This window comes from Rhodopseudomonas palustris, from assembly GCF_013415845.1.
Taxonomy (GTDB): Bacteria; Pseudomonadota; Alphaproteobacteria; order Rhizobiales; family Xanthobacteraceae; genus Rhodopseudomonas; species Rhodopseudomonas palustris_F.
On record NZ_CP058907.1, the window covers coordinates 868,413 to 887,618 of the forward strand.

The 19,206-nt window shown below is 66.7% G+C and carries 16 protein-coding genes; 8 read left to right on the forward strand and 8 right to left on the reverse strand.

Translation table 11 applies throughout. From position 1 onward, the window contains the following. Positions 1 to 54 precede the first annotated feature (54 nt). Positions 55 to 399, forward strand: coding sequence for a DUF952 domain-containing protein (locus HZF03_RS04020; RefSeq protein ID WP_119018475.1), 345 nt, complete (start codon positions 55 to 57; stop codon positions 397 to 399). Continuing rightward, positions 396 to 1,490, forward strand: a complete 1,095-nt coding sequence (locus tag HZF03_RS04025; protein WP_012494487.1) for a quinone-dependent dihydroorotate dehydrogenase — start codon at positions 396 to 398, stop codon at positions 1,488 to 1,490. Before HZF03_RS04020 ends, HZF03_RS04025 begins: the two co-directional genes overlap by 4 nt. Positions 1,491 to 1,626: 136 nt before the next feature. Here HZF03_RS04025 and HZF03_RS04030 read toward each other — a convergent pair whose 3' ends face one another. The 6 genes from HZF03_RS04030 to HZF03_RS04055 all read right to left on the reverse strand — a co-directional run bounded on the left by HZF03_RS04030 (position 1,627) and on the right by HZF03_RS04055 (position 7,974). After that, a complete protein-coding gene (locus HZF03_RS04030) occupies positions 1,627 to 2,361 on the reverse strand; it encodes an MBL fold metallo-hydrolase (RefSeq protein ID WP_011156365.1) in 735 nt (244 codons plus the stop codon). Positions 2,362 to 2,505: 144 nt separating this feature from the next. Continuing rightward, positions 2,506 to 3,213, reverse strand: coding sequence for a carbonic anhydrase (locus HZF03_RS04035; RefSeq protein WP_119018474.1), 708 nt, complete (start codon positions 3,211 to 3,213; stop codon positions 2,506 to 2,508). Between the two features lie 137 nt (positions 3,214 to 3,350). Next, positions 3,351 to 4,673 carry an MATE family efflux transporter gene (locus tag HZF03_RS04040; protein ID WP_119018473.1) on the reverse strand — a complete coding sequence of 441 codons (1,323 nt, stop codon included), beginning with the start codon at positions 4,671 to 4,673 and terminating at the stop codon, positions 3,351 to 3,353. A gap of 18 nt (positions 4,674 to 4,691) precedes the next feature. Beyond that, a complete protein-coding gene (locus HZF03_RS04045) occupies positions 4,692 to 4,994 on the reverse strand; it encodes a DUF6460 domain-containing protein (RefSeq protein ID WP_119018472.1) in 303 nt (100 codons plus the stop codon). A 71-nt stretch (positions 4,995 to 5,065) separates the two neighbouring features. Then, positions 5,066 to 6,931, reverse strand: a complete 1,866-nt coding sequence (locus tag HZF03_RS04050; RefSeq protein WP_119018471.1) for an ATP-dependent DNA ligase — start codon at positions 6,929 to 6,931, stop codon at positions 5,066 to 5,068. Continuing rightward, the gene (locus tag HZF03_RS04055) at positions 6,928 to 7,974 is read right to left on the reverse strand and encodes a ligase-associated DNA damage response exonuclease (RefSeq protein ID WP_119018470.1); all 1,047 of its coding nucleotides are present in this window, start codon (positions 7,972 to 7,974) and stop codon (positions 6,928 to 6,930) included. The genes HZF03_RS04050 and HZF03_RS04055 overlap by 4 nt, the downstream gene beginning before the upstream one ends. A 58-nt stretch (positions 7,975 to 8,032) precedes the next feature. Here HZF03_RS04055 and HZF03_RS04060 point away from each other — a divergent pair, with 58 nt between their 5' ends. Next, positions 8,033 to 8,968, forward strand: coding sequence for a class I SAM-dependent DNA methyltransferase (locus HZF03_RS04060; protein ID WP_119018469.1), 936 nt, complete (start codon positions 8,033 to 8,035; stop codon positions 8,966 to 8,968). 152 nt (positions 8,969 to 9,120) lie between these two features. On the opposite strand, the gene HZF03_RS04065 is transcribed toward HZF03_RS04060, so the two are convergent. Then, entirely contained in the window at positions 9,121 to 10,470 is a 1,350-nt protein-coding gene (locus HZF03_RS04065; RefSeq protein WP_011156372.1) for an outer membrane protein, read from the reverse strand. 343 nt (positions 10,471 to 10,813) lie between these two features. On the opposite strand from HZF03_RS04065, the gene HZF03_RS04070 reads away from it, so the two are divergent. The 3 genes from HZF03_RS04070 (at position 10,814) to pdeM (ending at position 15,722) form a co-directional block, all read left to right on the forward strand. Beyond that, positions 10,814 to 12,034 (forward strand): ABC transporter substrate-binding protein, encoded by a 1,221-nt coding sequence (locus HZF03_RS04070; RefSeq protein ID WP_011156373.1) that lies wholly within the window; start codon positions 10,814 to 10,816, stop codon positions 12,032 to 12,034. Between the two features lie 175 nt (positions 12,035 to 12,209). After that, on the forward strand, positions 12,210 to 14,936 hold the full coding sequence (locus tag HZF03_RS04075) for a ligase-associated DNA damage response DEXH box helicase (RefSeq protein WP_119018468.1): 2,727 nt from the start codon (positions 12,210 to 12,212) through the stop codon (positions 14,934 to 14,936). Between the two features lie 63 nt (positions 14,937 to 14,999). Beyond that, on the forward strand, positions 15,000 to 15,722 hold the full coding sequence (gene pdeM, locus HZF03_RS04080; protein ID WP_420853844.1) for a ligase-associated DNA damage response endonuclease PdeM: 723 nt from the start codon (positions 15,000 to 15,002) through the stop codon (positions 15,720 to 15,722). A 168-nt stretch (positions 15,723 to 15,890) separates the two neighbouring features. Here the strand turns inward: pdeM and HZF03_RS04085 are convergent, their stop codons facing one another. Further along, positions 15,891 to 16,754, reverse strand: coding sequence for a LysR family transcriptional regulator (locus HZF03_RS04085; RefSeq protein ID WP_119018467.1), 864 nt, complete (start codon positions 16,752 to 16,754; stop codon positions 15,891 to 15,893). A gap of 98 nt (positions 16,755 to 16,852) precedes the next feature. Here HZF03_RS04085 and HZF03_RS04090 point away from each other — a divergent pair, with 98 nt between their 5' ends. Continuing rightward, positions 16,853 to 17,773, forward strand: a complete 921-nt coding sequence (locus HZF03_RS04090) for a DMT family transporter (RefSeq protein WP_119018466.1) — start codon at positions 16,853 to 16,855, stop codon at positions 17,771 to 17,773. A 124-nt stretch (positions 17,774 to 17,897) separates the two neighbouring features. Continuing rightward, on the forward strand, positions 17,898 to 19,205 hold the full coding sequence (locus tag HZF03_RS04095; protein ID WP_119018465.1) for an NRAMP family divalent metal transporter: 1,308 nt from the start codon (positions 17,898 to 17,900) through the stop codon (positions 19,203 to 19,205). The last annotated feature ends 1 nt before the right edge of the window (position 19,206 follow it).

Here is a 19,206-nt window from a genome sequence, read left to right on the forward strand (position 1 = left end):
GGCCCGATTGCCGCCCGACCCAACAACCAGCCGCAACGACGGGAATTCGCGCCCTTGCGCACGATTTACAAGATCTGTGACGCGGCGGCCTGGCGCGGCGCCGAACAGGCCGGCCGCTATGGCGGCAGCGCCGACGACGCCCGCGACGGCTTCATCCATTTCTCCACCGCGCCGCAGCTCGCCGGGACGCTGGCCAAGCACTATGCCGGCCAGACTGGCCTCAAGCTGATTGCGGTCGACGCCGAGGCGCTTGGCGACCGGCTGCGCTGGGAGCCGTCGCGCGGCGGCGAACTGTTTCCGCATCTCTACGGCGAGCTTGCACTTTCGGCGGTGACCGGCGTGCAGGATCTCGTCGCGCGCCCCGACGGCAGCCACGTCGTGCCGGAGCTCGCGTCGTGATTCGCGCGTTCGATGCCGTCTCGCTGCCGCTGCTGCGCTGGCTCGATCCGGAGGATGCGCACCGGCTGGCGATCCAGGGCCTGAAGCTGTGGCCGCCGGTCAAGCCGCGCCCCGACGATTCCAAGCTCGCGGTGCGCGCGTTCGGACTCAATTTTTCCAATCCGGTCGGGATCGCCGCCGGCTTCGACAAGAACGCTGAAGCGCCCGATGCGCTGCTCCGGCTCGGCTTCGGTTTCGTCGAGGTCGGCACGGTGACGCCGAAGCCGCAGGCCGGCAATCCTCGGCCGCGGCTGTTCCGGCTCGAACGCGACGAAGCGGTGATCAACCGCATGGGCTTCAACAACGAGGGCGCCGAGGCGGTGCTGCGCCGGCTGGCGGCGCGCGCGCAATATGGCGGTATCGTCGGCGTCAATGTCGGGGCCAACAAGGACAGCGACGATCGGGTGGCGGACTACGTCAAGCTGATCGAGACCTTCGCGCCGCTGGCGAGCTACTTCACCGTCAACGTCTCGTCGCCGAACACACCGGGCCTGCGCAATCTGCAGCAGGCGGCGGCGCTCGACGATCTGCTGGCGCGGGTGATCGATGCGCGCGAGCGGGTGCGGGCGGCGGCCGGCGATACGCCGGTGCTGCTCAAGATCGCGCCCGACCTGTCGCTCGGCGAACTCGACGATGTCGTGCATATCGCTCGGTCGCGCCGGGTCGACGGCATGATCGTCGCCAACACCACGCTGTCGCGCTCGCCGACGCTGCGCGAGCGGACGAAGATGAACGAGCAGGGCGGGCTGTCGGGCCGCCCCCTGTTCCGGCTGTCGACCCGGATGGTGGCGGAGACGTTTGTGCGCGCCGAGGGCGCGTTCCCGCTGATCGGCGTCGGCGGCATCGATTCCGGCGGTGCGGCGCTGACCAAGATCCGCGCCGGCGCCACGTTGGTCCAGTTGTATTCGGCGCTGGTCTATAAGGGACTCGGCTTGGTCGAGAGTATCAAGGCCGACCTCGCCTCGACGCTGCTCCGCACCGGCCGCGATTCGCTCGCCGAAATCGTCGGCGCCGACGCGCCGATGATCACTGCGGAAGAGTGGCCGGTCTGAGCGGCCCGTTATTCTCTCCACCGACGTCATTCCGGGGCGCTCGCAAAGCGAGCGAACCCGGAATCCAGTAGTTACTTGGGCACATGAGATTCCGGGTTCGCGCTGCGCGCGCCCCGGAATGATGCCTTGTAGTTAGCTACAGCGGTACGATCAGTCCGTCGCTCGCCGCCATGTGCGGGACGGTGTCGAGCTTGTGCAGCACCTCGTCGCCCATATGGGTGAGGATCACGCGCTTCGGATTGATCTCCGGCAGATGCGTTTCCAGCGCCTTCAGGCTGATGTGGTTCTTCACCGTACGTTCGTAGGTGTAGGCCTCGCAGATGAACAGATCGGCGTCGTGCGCGGCGGCGACGAGTTGATCGGTCCATTGCGTATCGCCGCTGTAAGCGAGGATACGGCCTTCCGCCTCGATCCGATAGGCGAAGAACGGCCCGCCGGAATCGCCGTGCACCACCGGAAAGGGCGTCACCGTCACCGCGCCGAACTGCCGCGTCACCGCGGGCTCCAGCGCCAGCACCTGCAGGTCGAAGTTCGGCTTGGTGGCCGAGGAGTACTCGAACATCGCTTCCATCAGCCGCGTCAGGCGGATGTCGATGCCGAGCGGGCCGGCGATCACCAGCGGCCGCTTGCGCTTCATGAACTGCGCATCGAGCATCATGAACGGCAGCCCGCCGAAATGATCGGCGTGGAAATGCGTGATCAGGATCAGGTCGAGGTCTTCGCGCAGGATGCCGTAACGCCTCAGCGCCGGCAGCGACGTCGCACCGCAGTCGATCAGGAAATTGACGCTCTGCCCCGAGACGTGAAAGCACGTATTGAGCCGGCCACCGGAGCCGATCGCGTCGCCACAGCCGACAAATCGTACCTGCATTTCGGGTTCCGTCGAACTGGCTCCAGATGCCGTCGCCCTGATCTAGGCCGTCTGTGCCCGGAACGTAACCCGTACCATCGCCGGATGCCGCGACCGTTGCGCGCAGGGACGAGGCTGTTCGCCCCGGCGCGCAGATCTGTGCGACTAGACCAACTCGACCTTGCCGCTGGCGAGATCGTAAACGCCGCCGACCACCCGCAGTTTCTTGCCGTTCACCATCTCGGCGAGGATCGGTTTCGACTCCTGCAATTGCCGGACGTTGGCACGGACATTGGCGATCACCGCCTGATGCCGCAGATCCTCCTCCTTCTTCTGCAGGACCGGCTCGATGCCGGGCTTCATCGCACGCACCAGATCGCCGATGTGGCCGGGCAGGTCGTTGCCCTTCTGCAGCGCCGCGACGGTCGCGTTGACGGCGCCGCAATTGCTGTGACCGAGCACCATGATCACCTTGGTGCCGAGCACCGCGGCGCCGTATTCGAGACTGGCGAGACCATCGGGCGTGACGAAGGTGCCGGCGACCCGCACCACGAACAGACTGCCTGGACCTTGGTCGAAGGCGAGCTCCGGCGCGACGCGGGAGTCGGCGCAGCCGAGGATCGCGGCGAACGGCGCCTGGCTTTCGGCCCGCGCGGCGCGGCCCGCGGAGAAATCGCGCTCGCGCATCTGGCCGGCGATGTAGCGCTCATTGCCCTGCATCAGCTTGTCGAGCGCGGCGTCCGGCGTGTCGCCCGGCACGTTCGCCTGGGCCTGCGCCTGCGCGGCCAGCGGCAGCGAGGCCGCGGCGAGCAGGCCGAGGCCCCCGGCCATCAGAGTTCGTCGCGATACATTGCTGCAGCACGTCTCACACATATCCGTCTCTCCCTGCATCGTTCTGTTGTGTTGGAAAGATGGTATTTGCGGAAGGCGAATGTGCGAAGTGTCGATTCTTCGCACGTGATACGGGCATCAATGTCGGGTTAATTCGGCGAACGAGATTTGATGAAAACTCAGTTTGCCGCGAACGAGGCCCGCACCATCGCCGGATAGCGTAGCGCCTGCAGGCCGCCGCGCCAGACGTAGTGCGACAACAGCGCGATCCATAGTCCGGTGTTGCCGAGCGGGCGGAGCGCGAACCACGACGCCAGGAACAGCACCAGCGACAGCAGCATCAGGTTGCGCATCTCGCGTGCCCAGGTGGCGCCGATGAACACGCCGTCATAGGCGAACGCGAACACGCCGAGCATCGGCGCCAGCGTCACCAGCCACAGATAATCGCGCGCGGTGCGGCGAAGCTCTTCGTTCGAGGTGATGAAGTCGATCAACGCCGGCCCGGCAAATGCGTAGATCGCGCTGACGATGAGCGCGAAGCCGAAGCCCCACAGGATCACCAGCCGCGTGGCCTTGACGAAGCCGGCACGGTCGCGAGCCCCGAGAGTGCGGCCGCAGAGTTGCTCGGCGGCGTTGGCGAGGCCGTCGAGGAAGAACGCGCTGATCATCAGGAAATTGTTGAGCACCGCGTTGGTGGCCAGCACCACGTCGCCGCCGCGCGCGCCCTGCGCGGTGAAGAATAGGAACACTGCGATCAGCGCCGCGGTCCGGATCATGATGTCGCGATTCACCGCGAACATCCGCCGCAACCGGTGCGGATCGAACAGCATCGCGCGCGACACCTTGAACAGCCCATGGCCGCGCCAAGCTGCGATCGCGAGCCCGATCACCAGCCCCGAGCCTTCGGCGATGACCGCGGCGATCGCGGCGCCGGCGACGCCGAAGTCGAACCACAGCACCAGCAGCACGGTGGCGGCGATGTTGATCAGGTTGATGGCGATCTGCACGGCCAGTGCAAGTGTGGCGCGCGCCTGGCCGACCAGCCAGCCGAGCACCGCGAAGTTCGCCAGCACCAGCGGCGACGACCAGATCCGGATCGAGAAGTAGGTCTTGGCGGCGGCGCTCACCGCCTCGCTGCCGCCCATCGCTCCGATCAGCACCGTGGCGAGCGGACCTTGCAGCGCGATCAGCAACAGGCCGATGCCAGCCGCGACGATCAGTCCGCGCAGCAGGTGCGCCGGGACTTCACGGCTCTGTCCGGCGCCGAGCGCCTGCGCGGTGAACGCCAGCGTGCTCATCCGCAGGAAGCCGAACAGCCAGAACAGGCAGTCGAACAGCACCGAGGCCATCGACACGCCGCCGAGCAGCGTCGCCTCGCCAAGCCGTCCGATCGCCGTGGTGGCGACGACGCCGAGCAGTGGCGTCGTCAGATTGGCGACCATCGCCGGGCCGGCGATGGCGAACACCTGCCGGGTGGTTACGGACGAATTGGCGGATTCCACGGCGTGCGCAGGCTGCCGTCAGCGTCCGCGCGGCGTGCTGGCCAACCGCGTCAACAGCCAAATCGGGATCACGATCACGGCGCCGAGCAGGAAGTAGCGCCATAGCCCGTTGATTGCGTCGAAGCCGAGGTCCCAGATCCGTTCGAACAGCAGCCGGATGCTGGTGATGATGTTCCACGGATCGAGGCCGATCGCCGCCAGCACGACGCCGACCAGGATCGACATCAGGATCAGACGAAACGCCACCGCCATCGGCGAGCCGCCGAGGAAGCGGGTCATCCTGTCGTCATTGGCCGGCTGATCCCGGATGTCGTCTCGCATTGTCATGGTCCTCGCGCGTGGCTGGCGCATCATATTCGGTGCTGGGCAGATGGGGAACCGGCGCTTTGCCGTCAATGGCCGCGGGCGGCGGTCGCCGGCGGATTTGCGGTCTCCGCCTTCAGCATCCGCTCCAGCGTGTCCAGCCGGTCGGCGTCCTTCGGCGGCTTGTCCCAGCGCAGCCGGTTGATGCGGGGAAACCGCATCGCTACGCCGGATTTATGGCGCGGCGACCGCTGCAATCCTTCGAACGCCACTTCCAGCACCAGGCCCTTGTCTGGCTCGTGCACGACATGCCGGACCGGGCCGAATTTCTCGGTGGTGTTGCGGCGGACGAAGCGGTCGATCTGCAGCAGCTCTTCGTCGGTGAAGCCGAAATACGCCTTGCCGACCGGCACGAGCTGATCGCCGCCGTCGCCGTCGGTCCAGACCCCGAAGGTGTAGTCGGAATAATACGACGAGCGTTTGCCGTGGCCGCGCTGCGCGTACATCAGCACGGCATCGATGATGTGCGGGTCGTGCTTCCACTTCCACCACTGGCCCTTGGGGCGGCCGGGCAGATACAGCGCGTCGCGCCGCTTCAGCATCACGCCTTCGACCGCGTCGGCATCGAGCCCGGCGCCGGCACTGGCCGGATCGCGCCGGGCGGCGCGCAAACCTTCCCAGTCGTCAAACGTGATGATGGGTGACAGGTCGACCTTGGGATCGTCAAGTCTGGCGATAAAGGTCTCCAGCCGCGCGCGGCGATCGGCGAACGGCAGCCTCCGCAGGTCATCGTCGCCGTCGCCGAGCAGGTCATAGGCGCGCAGGTGGATCGGATAGTCCTTCGTCAGTTTCGACGTGACTGATTTACGGTTCAGCCGCTGCTGCAGCACGTTGAACGATTGCACGCGTTTGTCGCGCAGCACCAGCAGTTCGCCATCGATCGCGCCGGGTAGACGCAGCGACGGTAACAGATCGGGAAAGCTCATGGTGATGTCTTCGCCGCTGCGCGAATACAGGCGGACCACCGTGTCGCCGTGCTCGTTCTGGCCGCTGACTGCCTGGACCCGGATGCCGTCCCATTTCCATTCGGCGATGTAGTCGGCCGGATTCATCGCCGCGAAGTCGGTGTCGTCGATCGCGTGCGCCAGCATCACCGGGCGGAACGGCGCCGGATCGCGGTTGATCGGCTGCGGGCCGCGACCTTCGAGCCAAGCGAACAGCTCGCGATATGGCGGCTGGAGACCTGGCCACACTAGCTCCACGTCGTGCGGGTCCTTGTCGCCGAGCGCCGCAGCGGCGGTCTTCGCAAGCCGCGCCGATACGCCGATCCGCAATGCGCCGGTCACCAGCTTCAGCAGCGCCCAGCGCCCGGTCTCGTCGAGCTCATCCAGCCACCGTGCCAGCTGCGCCGGCAGCTCGGCCTTGCCGAGGCTCTGCAGCGTGGTGACGATTTCGGTGAGCGTCGGGGGAGGCGGGTTGTTGTGGCCGGTGCTGATCAGTTGATTCTGTGAGGCGACATCCTCGCCGCTTGCGGGGCGAGCTCCCTCTCCCGCCTGCGGGAGAGGGTTGGGGTGAGGGCGCCCGAAGGATGGCGTCTCATCGTGGCCCCCCACCCCCGACCCCTCCCCGCAGGGGGGAGGGGAGGAGGCCCAGCCTGGGGAAGAGGAGACGGCCGTGTTGCGGGGAGAGGGCCACATCAACGCCACCGTCTCCGACAAATCGCCGACGTAATCGTAGGACAGGCCGAACAGCACCGGGTCGGTGCGTTCGGCGATCAGGGCGCGGATCAGGCCGGGCTTGGCGTGGCGGAACGACAGCGCGCCGGTCAGCGCTGCCAGCGCCCAGCCGCGATCGGGATCGTCGACCTCGCGGAAGTAGTTAGTGATCAGCCGCAGCTTGTTGTTGCGGCCGGGCTCATAGCCGAGGCGGTTGAGCAGTTCGGCGAAGCGGTTCATGCCTCTGCGGCCTCGCTCTCGCCCGTCGGCATGCCGACGTCTTCATCTTCGTCGCCATAGCCGACCAGGTCGAGCGGCCGCGCAGCGAGGCCCTTGGTCTGGCACCAATGCACCAGCGCGTCCTCCTGCCCGTGGGTGACCCAGACTTCGCCGGCGCCGGTGGCCGCGATGGTGGCGGTGAGGCCGTCCCAATCGGCGTGGTCGGAGATCACCAACGGCAGTTCAACGCCGCGCTGGCGGGCACGGGCGCGCACCCGCATCCATCCCGAGGCGAACGCGGTGAGCGGATCGGGAAAGCGGCGTGTCCAGAGATCGGAGGTCGCCGACGGCGGCGCCAGCGTAATGGTGCCGGCCAGCTCGGCCTTCTTGACGCCCTTCACGGGGCGTAGTTCGCCCAGCGCGATGCCGGACGCCTGATAGTAATGCGTGATCTTCTCCATCGCGCCGTGCAGATAGATCGGCGCGTCGTAGCCGGCCTGCCGGATCAGCGCGATCACGCGCTGCGCCTTGCCGAGCGAGTAGGCGCCGACCAGATGCGCGCGCTCCGGAAACAGCGCGACGGAGTCGAGCAGCTTTCTGACTTCGCCCGCCGCATCGGGATGGCGAAACACCGGCAGCCCGAAGGTCGCCTCGGTGATGAACACATCGCACGACACGATTTCGAACGGCGTGCAGGTCGGGTCGGGCGCGTCCTTGTAGTCGCCGGAGGCGACAATGCGGATGCCGCCGGCTTCGACCGCGATCTGGGCAGAGCCGAGCACATGGCCGGCAGGATGGAACGTGACCGTCGTGTCGCCGAGCCGGACGGTCTCGCCATAGGCGACCGCCTGGGTCGAGCCTGCGAAGTTGTCGCCGTAGCGCAGCCGCATCATGTCGAGCGTAGGCTGGGTCGCCAGCACGGTGCCGTGCCCGGCGCGGGCGTGGTCGGAATGGCCGTGAGTAATCACCGCGCGGTCGACCGGCCGCACCGGATCGATGTGGAAGCCGCCGAGCCTGCAGCACAGGCCGGCGGCGGTCGGCATCAGGATGTCGTGCGGTCGCATCTTCGCTATATAGGCGGGCCTGCCTTTCAAACGAGTCTTAACCCGCCGGGTTCCGTCGATGCCGACGTACCTGTTCCTGTCGTCCGGAAATGTTCTTGCCGACCGACGCTACGACTTTGCGCGCGAACTCCTGGCGCGCGGCGAGGCGGAGGCGGCCGCCGACCTGCTGGCTCAGGCGGTCGAGCTGGCGCCGGACTTTACCTCGGCGTGGTTCGCACTCGGGGAAATTCGCCAGGACAGACTGGGCAACCGCGAGGGCGCAGTCGATGCGTTTCGGCGGGCGCGCGCGGCGGACCCGCGCGATCGGCACGGTGCCGGTTTGCGCCTGATGCGGCTCGGCGCTGCCGATCTCGATGCGATGTCGCCGGCCTATATCGGAGCGTTGTTCGATCAGTATGCGCCGCGGTTCGACAAGTCGCTGGTCGAGGATCTCGGCTACCGCGGCCCGGCGTTGCTGTTCGAGGCGGTGCGCGAGGTCTGCGAGACCACCGGTCGAGCGATGGCGTTCCGGCGCGCAATCGATCTCGGCTGTGGCACCGGCTTGGTCGGCCGCGCGTTTGCGCCGATCGTCTCCGAGATCATCGGCTTCGATCTATCGCCGCAGATGATCGAGCGCGCGCGTGCGACCGGCGTGTATGGCCGGCTTGCGGTGACAGACTTGGTGCAGGGGCTTGCCAACGAGCCACCGGCGAGCGCGGAGCTGATCCTTGCCGCCGACGTGCTGATCTACATCCAGGACGTCGCGCCGCTGCTGCGCGAAGCCGCGCAGGTGCTGCAGCCGGGCGGCCTGCTCGCGGTCACCGCCGAGACGCATGCGGGCGATGGCGTGGTGCTGACGGCCGGGCTGCGGTTCGCTCAGGCGGAAAGCTATCTGCGCGCGGAATTGGAACGTGCCGGGTTTATGGTTGCGCTGCTGCAATACGCGTCGGCCCGCAACGAGAAGCACACCCCGTTGCCGGGCCTCGTCGTCGTCGCCTTCAGGCCCAACGGCTAGACCCGACCACGCGAGGAGCGCAGCGACGATCCTAGCCAGCTAGGTTCACGGAGCCCTGGATTGCGTCGCTTCGCGCGTAATGACGAGGATGCAGCAAACAAAAACCCCGGCCGCTAGGCCGGGGCTCTGTGTCCGTTGCTGTGAGGCGAAGATTAGTACTTCGCGACCACCGGCTGATTGAAGTGATAGTTGATGCCGGTGCGCAGGATGTGTTCGGTGACCTTGGTGGTGTTGATGCCGGTGCCGCCGAACACGTCGGTGGTCGAGCCGAGGTCAACGTAGAGATATTCGGTCTTCGAGGTCCAGTTCGGGCCGAGCAGGCCGAACAGCTGGAACGGAGTCTCGATGCCGGCGCCGGCAGCCCAACCACCCTTGGTGGTCTTGAAGCTGTAGTTGCCGATCGAGCTGACGATGTCGGACTTGATGTTGCCGTAGGCGTAGCCGGCCGTGCCGTAGAACAGGGTCGAGCCGAGCGAGTAGCCGATGCGGCCACGCGCAGTGCCGAACCAGGGCAGCTTGGCGTCATAGTAGGCCCGCGGGCCGAGCACCGAGGCGCGCTGATCCTTCTGGGTCGAACCCTGGAAGTCGGCTTCGACACCGAACACCCAGTTCGAGGCCTGCCAGTTGTAGCCGATCTGGCCGCCGCCGATGAAGCCATCCGGCGCCAGGTTGAAGGTGTCGGTCTGGCCGCCGCCGAGGGTCAGGCTCGAGCGATCACGTCCGGTCGCACCGCCGAAATTGCCGCCGATGTACAGGCCAGCCCAGTTCGCCGGCGGCGGGGTGATGTAGGTGCCGTTGCCGCCGATGCGGTAGTTCAGACCGGCGCGGAAGATGCTCTCGCGCACTTCGGTGCGCAGGCTCTGATTGCCGAAGAAGTCGGTCTGGTTGCCGAGGTCGAGATACAGATATTCGATCTTGCCGGTCCAGTTGCCGCCCAGCGCAGCTTCCACACCCGAGCCGATCACCCAGCCGGAGCGGGTCTTGCTGTTGTCGAACGCCACCAGACCACCTTCGGTGACGGTGGTCTTGACGCTGCCGACCGCATAACCGCCGGTGAAGTAGGCGACCGCCGGGCCGCGTACGAGGCCGACGCGGCCGCGCACGGTGCCGAACCAGTCGAGCTTCTGGTTGTAGTTGGTGGCGAGGCCGTTGAGCGAGGTATAGCCGTCGCTGGCGCCGCTGCCCTGGATGTCGGCTTCAAGGCCTAGCAGCATCGGGCCGAGGAAGGAGCCGAGCTGCCAGTTGTAGCCGATCTGGCCGCCACCGATCACGCCCTGCGGCTGCAGGTAGGTGGTGTTCAGCGAGGCGCCGCCCGGATAGGCGTGCGTCTGAAGGTTACGGCCGAGGCCGACGCCGACGTTGGCGCCGATGTAGAAGCCCGTCCAGTCATAGACGGCGGCAACCGGGGCCTTCAGGTACGGAGCCTTGACGGCGAGATCGGCCGCTTGGGCGCTGACGGCGGCGGTGCCAGCCAGCACGACGCCGGCGAAAATGCGTTTCATGGACGGGAATCCCCTCTTAAACCTGCGCGAACATTACGGGGGCGGCGCCGAGTCGTCTGTACCCGGGCGGCCACACCCGCCGGAAATCGCGGGTAAACAATTGATTGAAGCGGTAAATCCCGATTTTCAAAGTTCCGGGGTGCGGCGACGAGTCGCCCTCGGATTACCCGCCGCGCGGCAGAAACATCGCTTGCTGCGGGTATCTGGCGAAAATTCACCCGGTTGATGGGTTGCGCAGCTTCGCGGCTCTGCCCAGGATGGTTTTGCCGCAGAAGCGCACAGCGCCGCGGCCGAACGAGAACCGGTCTTTTCGAGCCGGCACATCCAAGGGGAGAGAAACTCGATGAATCTGCGCACCAGCTCCGTCCGCACGTCCGTGGCGGCGATCGCGGCGATGATGTTGACCGCGGGGGCGGCAATTGCGGCGGACAAGAAATACGATCCGGGCGCCAGCGACACCGAAATCAAGATCGGCCAGACCGTCCCGCATTCCGGCCCCGGCTCGCTCTACGGCGTGCTCGGCCGCGTCGGCGAAGCCTATTTCCAGATGCTGAACGAGAAGGGCGGCATCAACGGCCGCAAGATCAAGTTCATCACCCTGGACGACTCCTACAGCGCGCCGAAGGCGGTGGAAGCGACCCGCCGGCTGGTCGAACAAGAGGAAGTGCTGGCGCTGTACGGCTCGCTCGGCACCGCGCCTCAGACCGCGGTCCATAAGTATCTGAATTCCAAGAAGGTTCCGCAGCTTTTGCTGAACACCGGGGCGTCGAAATGGAACGACCCGAAGAACTTCAAATGGACCATGGCGGGGCTGCCGCTGTACCCGACCGAAGCACGCATCCTTGCCAAGCACGTTGTCGCGGTGAAGCCCGACGCCAAGGTCGCGATCCTCTACCAGAACGACGATTTCGGCCGTGACTTCCTGGCGCCGTTCAAGAAGGTGCTGGAAGAGGCCGGCGGCAAGGCCAAGGTGGTGGCGGAAGCCAGCTACGACCTGACCGAGCCGACGATCGACTCGCAGATCATCAACCTGTCGAAGTCCGGCGCCGACGTGTTCTTCAACATCACCACCGGCAAGGCGACCTCGCAATCGATCCGCAAGATCGCCGAGATCGGCTGGAAGCCGCTGCATTTGCTGTCGGCTGGCTCGACCGGCCGCTCGATCCTGAACGCCGCCGGGCTCGACAACGCCAAGGGCATCGTGGCGATCCGCTACTCCAAGGAAGTCGGCGTGCCGCGGTTCGAGAACGATCCCGACGTAAAGGCATTCGAGGAGCTGCGCGCCAAGTATCTGCCCAACGTCGATAAGGACAACACCATCGCGTACGCGGGCTACGGCCAGGCCGTGACGATGGCCGAGATCCTGCGCCGCTGCGGCGATAACCTGACCCGCGAAAACGTGATCAAGCAGGCGACCTCGCTGAAAGGCTTCCACTCGCCCTACTTCCTCGACGGCATCGACTACAGCTACACGCCGGACGACTACACCCCGATGAAGACCCTCTACATCGCCACCTTCAACGGCACCGATTGGGACATCTCGGAGAAGCCGTTCACGGAGTAGGCGCGCGGATCCGCGTTTGCCCTTCGAGTGAGGGGTATCGCGGCGCCATCCCGACACGTCGCTGCGTTATGGCCGGGCTCGTCCCGGCCATTCACGTTTTGGGCGGCTCCGCCGTCGTCGAGCATTTCTCGCGCCGAACCTCGACCGCCGCACGGTGAATGCCTAGCTTGGCAGGGTGAGCCTCGCCGATTCCTCTCTTGATCTGCTGCCCGACCGGTTCCGCCGCTGGTTCGCCGAACGCGGCTGGGTGCCGCGCGATCATCAGCTCGCGCTTTTGGAAAAGGCACGGGCGCAACGCTCCGCCCTGCTGATCGCGCCGACCGGCGCCGGCAAGACCCTGGCTGGTTTCCTCCCATCGCTGGTGGAGCTGAGCGGGGCGGCGCCTAACCTCTCCCCGCTCGCGGGGAGAGGTCGACTTGCTGGCGTAGCCGGCAAGTCGGGTGAGGGGGCTGATGAATCTCCACTTGCGGAAGTGGCGCTCACGACCGCGACGCCCCCTCATCCGGCGCAGCAAGCTGCGCTTGCCGCGCCACCTTCTCTCAGCGCGCGGGGAGACGGAATGGTCTCGCGGAGCGGCGGGCTGCATACACTCTACATCTCTCCACTCAAGGCGCTGGCGGTCGACATCGCGCGTAATCTCGAAACGCCGATCGCGGAGATGAAGCTGCCGATCCGCGTCGAAACCCGCACCGGCGACACGCCGGTGTCACGGCGGACGCGGCAGCGCAAATATCCGCCCGACATCCTGCTAACCACGCCGGAGCAGCTCGCGCTGCTGCTCGCCTCCGACGATGCGCCCTATCTGTTCGGCACCCTGCGGCGGATCGTGCTCGACGAGCTGCATGCGCTGGTCACGTCCAAGCGCGGCGATCTGCTATCGCTCGGGCTCGCCCGGCTGTGGCGGATCGCGCCGCAGCTCCGCGCCATCGGTCTGTCGGCGACGGTCGCCGATCCCGACGAACTCGCCCGCTTTCTGGTGCCGCAGCCCTTTGTCCCCTCTCCCGCAAGGGGAGAGGGAGACGAGAGGGCCGTTGATCAAGCCGACATCGTCGTCGCCACCGGCGCCGCGCCGCCGATCGTCGAGATGCTCGACACCAAGGAACGGCTGCCGTGGGCCGGGCACTCTGCGCGCCACGCGCTGCCGGAGATCTACGATCTAATCCGGCGCAACACCACGACGCTGGTGTTCGTCAACACCCGCAGCCAGGCCGAGATGCTGTTCCAGGAGCTGTGGCGGATCAACGACGACAACCTTGCGATCGCGCTGCATCACGGCTCGCTCGATGTCGGTCAGCGCCGCAAGGTCGAGGACGCGATGGCAGCGGGCCGCTTGCGCGGAGTTGTTTGTACGTCGTCGCTCGATCTCGGCGTCGACTGGGGCGACGTCGATCTCGTGGTCAATGTCGGCGCGCCGAAAGGCTCGTCGCGGCTGATGCAGCGCATCGGCCGTGCTAACCACCGCATCGACGAAGCCTCGCGCGCCGTGCTGGTGCCGTCCAATCGCTTCGAAGTGCTGGAATGCGTCGCCGCAATCGATGCTGTCGCCGAGAATGCGCAGGACACGCCGCCGCAGCGCAAGGGCGCGCTCGACGTGCTGGCGCAGCACATTCTCGGCTGCGCCTGCGGCGAACCGTTTGTCGCCGATGATCTGTATGTGGAAATTCGCAGCGCTGCGCCCTATGCGGATCTGTCGCGCGGCGATTTCGACGACACGCTCGATTTCGTCGCCAGCGGCGGCTACGCGCTGAAGAGCTACGAGCGCTTCGCCCGCATCAAGCAGGACAAGCAGGACAAATGGCGCGTCGCCAATCCGAAGGTGCGGCAGGCCTATCGCCTGAATGTCGGCACCATCGTCGAAGAGGCGATGCTGAAGGTGAAGCTGGTGCGCTCGTCGCGCGCCAAGGGTGGCGGCAGCACCGGCGCGATCGCGCGCGGCGGGCGGATGCTCGGCCAGATCGAAGAGGGCTTCATCGAAGGCCTGACAGCCGGCGACACCTTCGTGTTCGGCGGCGAGGTGGTGCGCTACGAGGCGATGATGGAGGATCAGGTCTACGTCTCGCGCGCCCACGACAAGGATGCGCGGGTGCCGTCCTATATGGGCGGCAAGTTTCCGCTGTCGACTTACTTGGCCGAACGCGTCCGTGGCCTGCTCGCCGACAAGAAGACGTGGAAAGGTCTGCCCGATCAGGTGCGCGACTGGCTGGCGCTGCAGACCAAGGCGTCGAAAGTGCCCGGCCGCAGCGAGCTGGTTGTCGAGACGTTTCCGCGCGCCGCCAAGTACTATCTGGTCTGCTATCCGTTCGAGGGCCGGCTGGCGCATCAGACGCTGGGCATGCTGCTGACGCGGCGGCTGGAACGCGCCCGCGCCCGGCCGCTCGGCTTCGTCGCCAACGAATACGCGCTCGCGGTGTGGGGGCTCAGCGACATGTCGCAGATGATCCGGCAGGGCCGACTCGATCTCGATGCGCTGTTCGATCCGGACATGCTGGGCGACGACCTCGAAGCCTGGCTCGCGGAATCGGCGCTGATGAAGCGCACCTTCCGCAACTGCGCGATCATTTCCGGCCTGATCGCGCGGCGCTTCGCCGGCGAAGAGAAGTCGCGCCGCCAGGTGCTGTTCTCGACAGACCTCGTCTACGACGTGCTCAACAAGCATCAGCCCGACCATGTGTTGCTGCGCGCCGCCCGCGCCGACGCCGCCACCGGGCTGCTCGATCTGCGGCGACTGAGTGATATGCTGATGCGAATCAACGGGCGCATCGTCCACAAGGAACTCGACCGGGTTTCGCCGCTCGCGGTGCCGGTGATGCTGGAAATCGGCCGGGAAGCCGTGTACGGCGAGGCCTCCGATGTCCTGCTCGCCGAAGCCGCCGATGAACTGGTGCGCGAGGCAATGAGCTGATGTCTTCTCCCTCCCCCTTGCGGGGAGGGTCGGGGTGGGGGGTGCCACAGGCACGTCATTCAATTGAGAAGCCAAACCGCTTGGACCCCCACCCCCGACCCCTCCCCGCAAGGGGGAGGGGAGCAGAGCGTCACCATCGCCGGTGCCGCGTTCGTCGCTGATCTGTCGGGCGCGCTGTACTGGGAAGACGAGCGGCTACTGGTCGTCTCCGATCTGCATCTGGAAAAAGGGTCGAGCTTCGCGATGCGCGGCGTGCTGCTGCCGCCTTACGACACGGTGGCGACGCTCGGACGGCTCGGCGCGGTGATCGCCCGGTTCAATCCTGCAACCGTGATCGCGCTCGGCGACAGCTTTCACGACCGCGACGCCCATGGCCGGCTGTCGCCCGCCAATCGTGACATCCTCACCGCGCTGCAGGCGCGGCGCGACTGGATCTGGATCGCCGGTAATCACGATCCCGATCTGCCCTGCGATCTTGGCGGCAGCGTTGCCGCGGAGGTGGCGGTCGGCACCGTCGCGTTCCGCCACGAGCCGACCGGCGCCTGCGGTGAGATCGCCGGCCACCTGCATCCGAAGGCGAGGGTCAGCCGCCGCGGCCGCAGCATCGAGCGGCGCTGCTTTGCCGGCGACGGCACGCGCGTGGTGATGCCGGCGTTCGGCGCCTATACGGGCGGGCTGAACATTCGCGACGCAGCGTTCGCGAGACTGTTCGGCGGCGCGGCTTTCACGGCCCACGTGCTCGGCGACAACCGCCTCCACGCCATCGCCGCCTCGCGCTGTTGCTGACAGTTAGCTAAGCACTACCCACGAGTCATTCCGGGGCGCTCGCAAAGCGAGCGAGCCCGGAATCTCGACGGCTGCGATGTTGGGCGAGATTCCGGGTTCGCGCTACGCGCGCCCCGGAATGACCCGCTGAGAGGTCGAGATGATTGACGGGCCTCAAGCCGCAACGTCTCACGCCGCCTTGGTGTGGACCTTCTCGCAGAACTCGGCGAGTCTGTCGGCAAGCCGCAGGGTTGCCGGGCTGGCTTGCGGGGCTGCGATCAGGGCGAGCTCGGTGCGGTCGATCGGCGGGAAGCCGTCGCGCGCCGTGAGTTTCCGATGATCGGCCTGAATTGAAATCTCCGACAGGATCGACAGGCCGAGCCCGGCCGCGACCGCGGCCTGAATTCCGGCGAGGCTCGAGCTGGTATAGGCCATGTGCCAGCGCCGGCCCGCGGCTTCGATCGCGTGGATCGCGCGGCGTCGATATAGGCAACCGCCGGGAAAGAAGATCAGCGGCACCGAGCCGGCCTTGGGATTGCACGGGTGGCTCTTGCTGTTCACCCAGTACACGCGCTCCGGCCACGCCGCGACCGCGCCGGCACCGCCGGCTTCGCGCTTGAGCAGCACCAGATCGAGATCGCCGCGTTCAAGGTCGCGTTTCAAATTCAGGCTCTGATCGGCGCGGACGTCGAGCCGCAGGCCGGGACGGGCGCGCGAGAAATTGCCGAGCAGCCGCGGCAGTCGGTACAGCGCGAAGTCTTCCGGAATCCCAAGTCGCACCGCGCCCTCGGTGCTCGGCCGCCCCACCACGTCGCGCGCCTCTTCGGCGAGTGCGAGCAGGCGCCTTGCGTAGGACAGCAGCCGCTCGCCCGCCTCGGTCGGCAGCACGTCCTTGCCGCTGCGGTCGAGCAGTTGCTGGCCGAGATCGTCTTCGAGCCGCTTGATCTGCTGACTCACCGTCGATTGCGTTCGGTGCACGCGCTGGCCGGCGCGGGTGAAGCCGCCGGCCTCCACCACCGAGACGAAACTGCGCAGCAGTTCGAGATCGAGCATCGCTGCCTCATTCGAAAATCCACTGGAGATGATTTTATCATTTAATTTCCCAATGACAACGCAGGCCCCTAAGCCCTAGGCATCAGGAGACGCTTTCGATGTCGCTCACGCCCGCCGTTCCGCTCGCCTCGCCGCTGTTCAACCCCCGCGCCTTGCAGATTGTGCTGTTCTGCGCGCTGTGGAGCTTCGCTTTCGTGGCCGGCAAAGTCGGTGTCTCCGATTGCCCGCCGCTGATCCTGTTGGCGGCGCGGTTCAGTCTCGCCGGCATCCTGATCCTCGGCATCTCGGCCCTGCGCCGCGAGCCGTGGACGCTGCGGCCGCGCGATGTCGCGATCTGCGCGCTGCTCGGCCTCGCCAACAATGCGCTGTATCTCGGCCTCGGCTATGTCGGCCTACAGACCGTCTCGGCCGGCATCGGCGGACTGATCGTCAGCGCCAATCCGGTGTTCACCGCGGTCGCGGCGGCGCTGCTGCTGCACGAGGCGCTGACCTGGAGAAAGATCGCCGGCCTAGTGCTAGGCGTCGCCGGCGTCGCCTTCATCGTCTGGCACCGCGTCGCGATCGGCGCCGAGGCCTGGACCGGGCTCGGCTTCACGCTGGCCTCGCTGGCGTCGATCGTGGCCGGCACCATCCTGTTCAAGCGCCTGGCGCCGCGCGGCAGCCTGTGGGTCGGCAACGGCATCCAGAATCTCGCCGCCGGGCTCGCGCTCACGCCGCTGGCGATGTCGCTGTCGAGCGTCAGCGATATTGTGCCGAGCTGGCGGCTTGCCGGCGCATTCGCCTTCCTGGTGCTCGGCGGCTCGATCGTCGCGTATTGGCTGTGGTTTCGGCTTTTGACACTGTACGGCGCGACGGCGGCCAGCGCCTGGCACTTCGTGATGCCGCCGCTAGCCATGTTGTTCGCCTGGCTTGTGCTCGGCGAATCGATCGACGGGCGCGACCTGCTCGGTGTGATCCCGGTGGCGATCGGCATCTATCTGGTGACTCGGCCGGCGCGCATCGCCGCTCCGGCGAGCTGAGCTGCCGCGGCGTGGCGTTCCGCTACCGGAACGAAGCGGCTGCGGGTACGTTGGCGTTCACCTGACCTAGCCCGGGACCCCGCGCGTGACCTCCGACGCCAGACGAGAGTTCGACCGGCCAGACTTGATCGATCCTGCCCCGGATGGGACGCCCAAGGTCCAGCGTCTTGAAACCTTCCGGCTCCGCGGCTTCTTCAAAACCCTCGGGCCCGGCCTGATCACAGGCGCTTCCGACGACGATCCGTCCGGGATCGGCACCTACAGTCAGGCCGGTGCGCAGCTCGGTTACGGCATCGGCTGGACCATGCTGCTGACCTTTCCGCTCATGGTGGCGATCCAGGAGATTTCCGGCCGGGTCGGCCGCGTCACCGGCCACGGCATCGCCGGCAACGTCTGCCGACACTATTCCGGCGGCCTGCTCGCGGTGATCGTGATGCTGCTGTTCACCGCCAACACCATCAATATCGCCGCCGATCTCGCCGCGATGGCCGACGCCACCAAGCTGTTGATCGGCGGTCCGGCGTTGTTCTACGTGGTGGCGTTCGGCACGATCTCGGTGCTGGCGCAGATCTTCTTCGACTACAAGCGCTACGTCTCGGTTCTGAAATGGCTGACGCTGTGTCTGTTCGCCTATGTCGGCGCACTCGCGGCCGCCAAGGTCGATTGGGGGCAGGCCGCCGCCGGCGTGCTGATCCCGCACCTCGCCTGGAGCAGCACTTATCTCACCACCATCGTGGCGATCCTCGGCACCACGATCTCGCCCTATCTGTTCTTCTGGCAGGCCTCGCAGGAGGCGGAGGAAGAGCGGATCGATCCGCACAAGAAACCGCTGATCAAGACACCGCAGGACGCGCCGCAGGAATTCCAGCGCATTCGGGCCGACACCATCATCGGCATGGCATTTTCCAATCTGATCGCGCTGGCGATCATCATCACCGCCGCCGCCACGCTGCACGCCAGCGGCAAGACCGACATCGAGACCTCGGCACAGGCCGCCGAAGCGCTGCGGCCGATCGCCGGTCCGTTCGCCGAATGGATCTTCGCGCTCGGCATCGTCGGCACCGGTCTGCTGGCGATTCCGGTGCTGGCAGGCTCGGCCGCCTATGCGGTCGGCGAAGGGCGGCGCTGGCCGGTCGGGCTGGCGCGCAAGCCGAAGCAGGCGGTGGCGTTCTACAGCGTGCTGGCGCTGTCGGCTGTGCTCGGCATCGCGCTCAATTTCGCGCCGATCAATCCGATCTCGGCGCTGTATTGGAGCGCGGTGATCAACGGCGTCCTTGCCGTGCCGGTGATGGTGCTGCTGATGCTGATCGCCCGCCGCCGCGACGCCATGCACAGCTTCGTGGTGCGCGGCCCGCTGCACTGGCTCGGCTGGCTCTCGACCGCGGCCATGGGTATCAGCGTGGTGGCGATGGCAGTGGGCTATCTGCTTTAAC

Coding starts and splice junctions, on each gene's coding strand:
- HZF03_RS04070 (WP_011156373.1), top strand. CDS start 10,814: ATGAATCTGCGCACCAGCTCCGTCCGCACGTCCGTGGCGGCGATCGCG.
- HZF03_RS04045 (WP_119018472.1), bottom strand. CDS start 4,994: ATGCGAGACGACATCCGGGATCAGCCGGCCAATGACGACAGGATGACC.
- HZF03_RS04060 (WP_119018469.1), top strand. CDS start 8,033: ATGCCGACGTACCTGTTCCTGTCGTCCGGAAATGTTCTTGCCGACCGA.
- HZF03_RS04065 (WP_011156372.1), bottom strand. CDS start 10,470: ATGAAACGCATTTTCGCCGGCGTCGTGCTGGCTGGCACCGCCGCCGTC.
- HZF03_RS04050 (WP_119018471.1), bottom strand. CDS start 6,931: ATGAACCGCTTCGCCGAACTGCTCAACCGCCTCGGCTATGAGCCCGGC.
- HZF03_RS04090 (WP_119018466.1), top strand. CDS start 16,853: ATGTCGCTCACGCCCGCCGTTCCGCTCGCCTCGCCGCTGTTCAACCCC.
- HZF03_RS04030 (WP_011156365.1), bottom strand. CDS start 2,361: ATGCAGGTACGATTTGTCGGCTGTGGCGACGCGATCGGCTCCGGTGGC.
- HZF03_RS04035 (WP_119018474.1), bottom strand. CDS start 3,213: ATGTGTGAGACGTGCTGCAGCAATGTATCGCGACGAACTCTGATGGCC.
- HZF03_RS04055 (WP_119018470.1), bottom strand. CDS start 7,974: ATGCGACCGCACGACATCCTGATGCCGACCGCCGCCGGCCTGTGCTGC.
- HZF03_RS04085 (WP_119018467.1), bottom strand. CDS start 16,754: ATGCTCGATCTCGAACTGCTGCGCAGTTTCGTCTCGGTGGTGGAGGCC.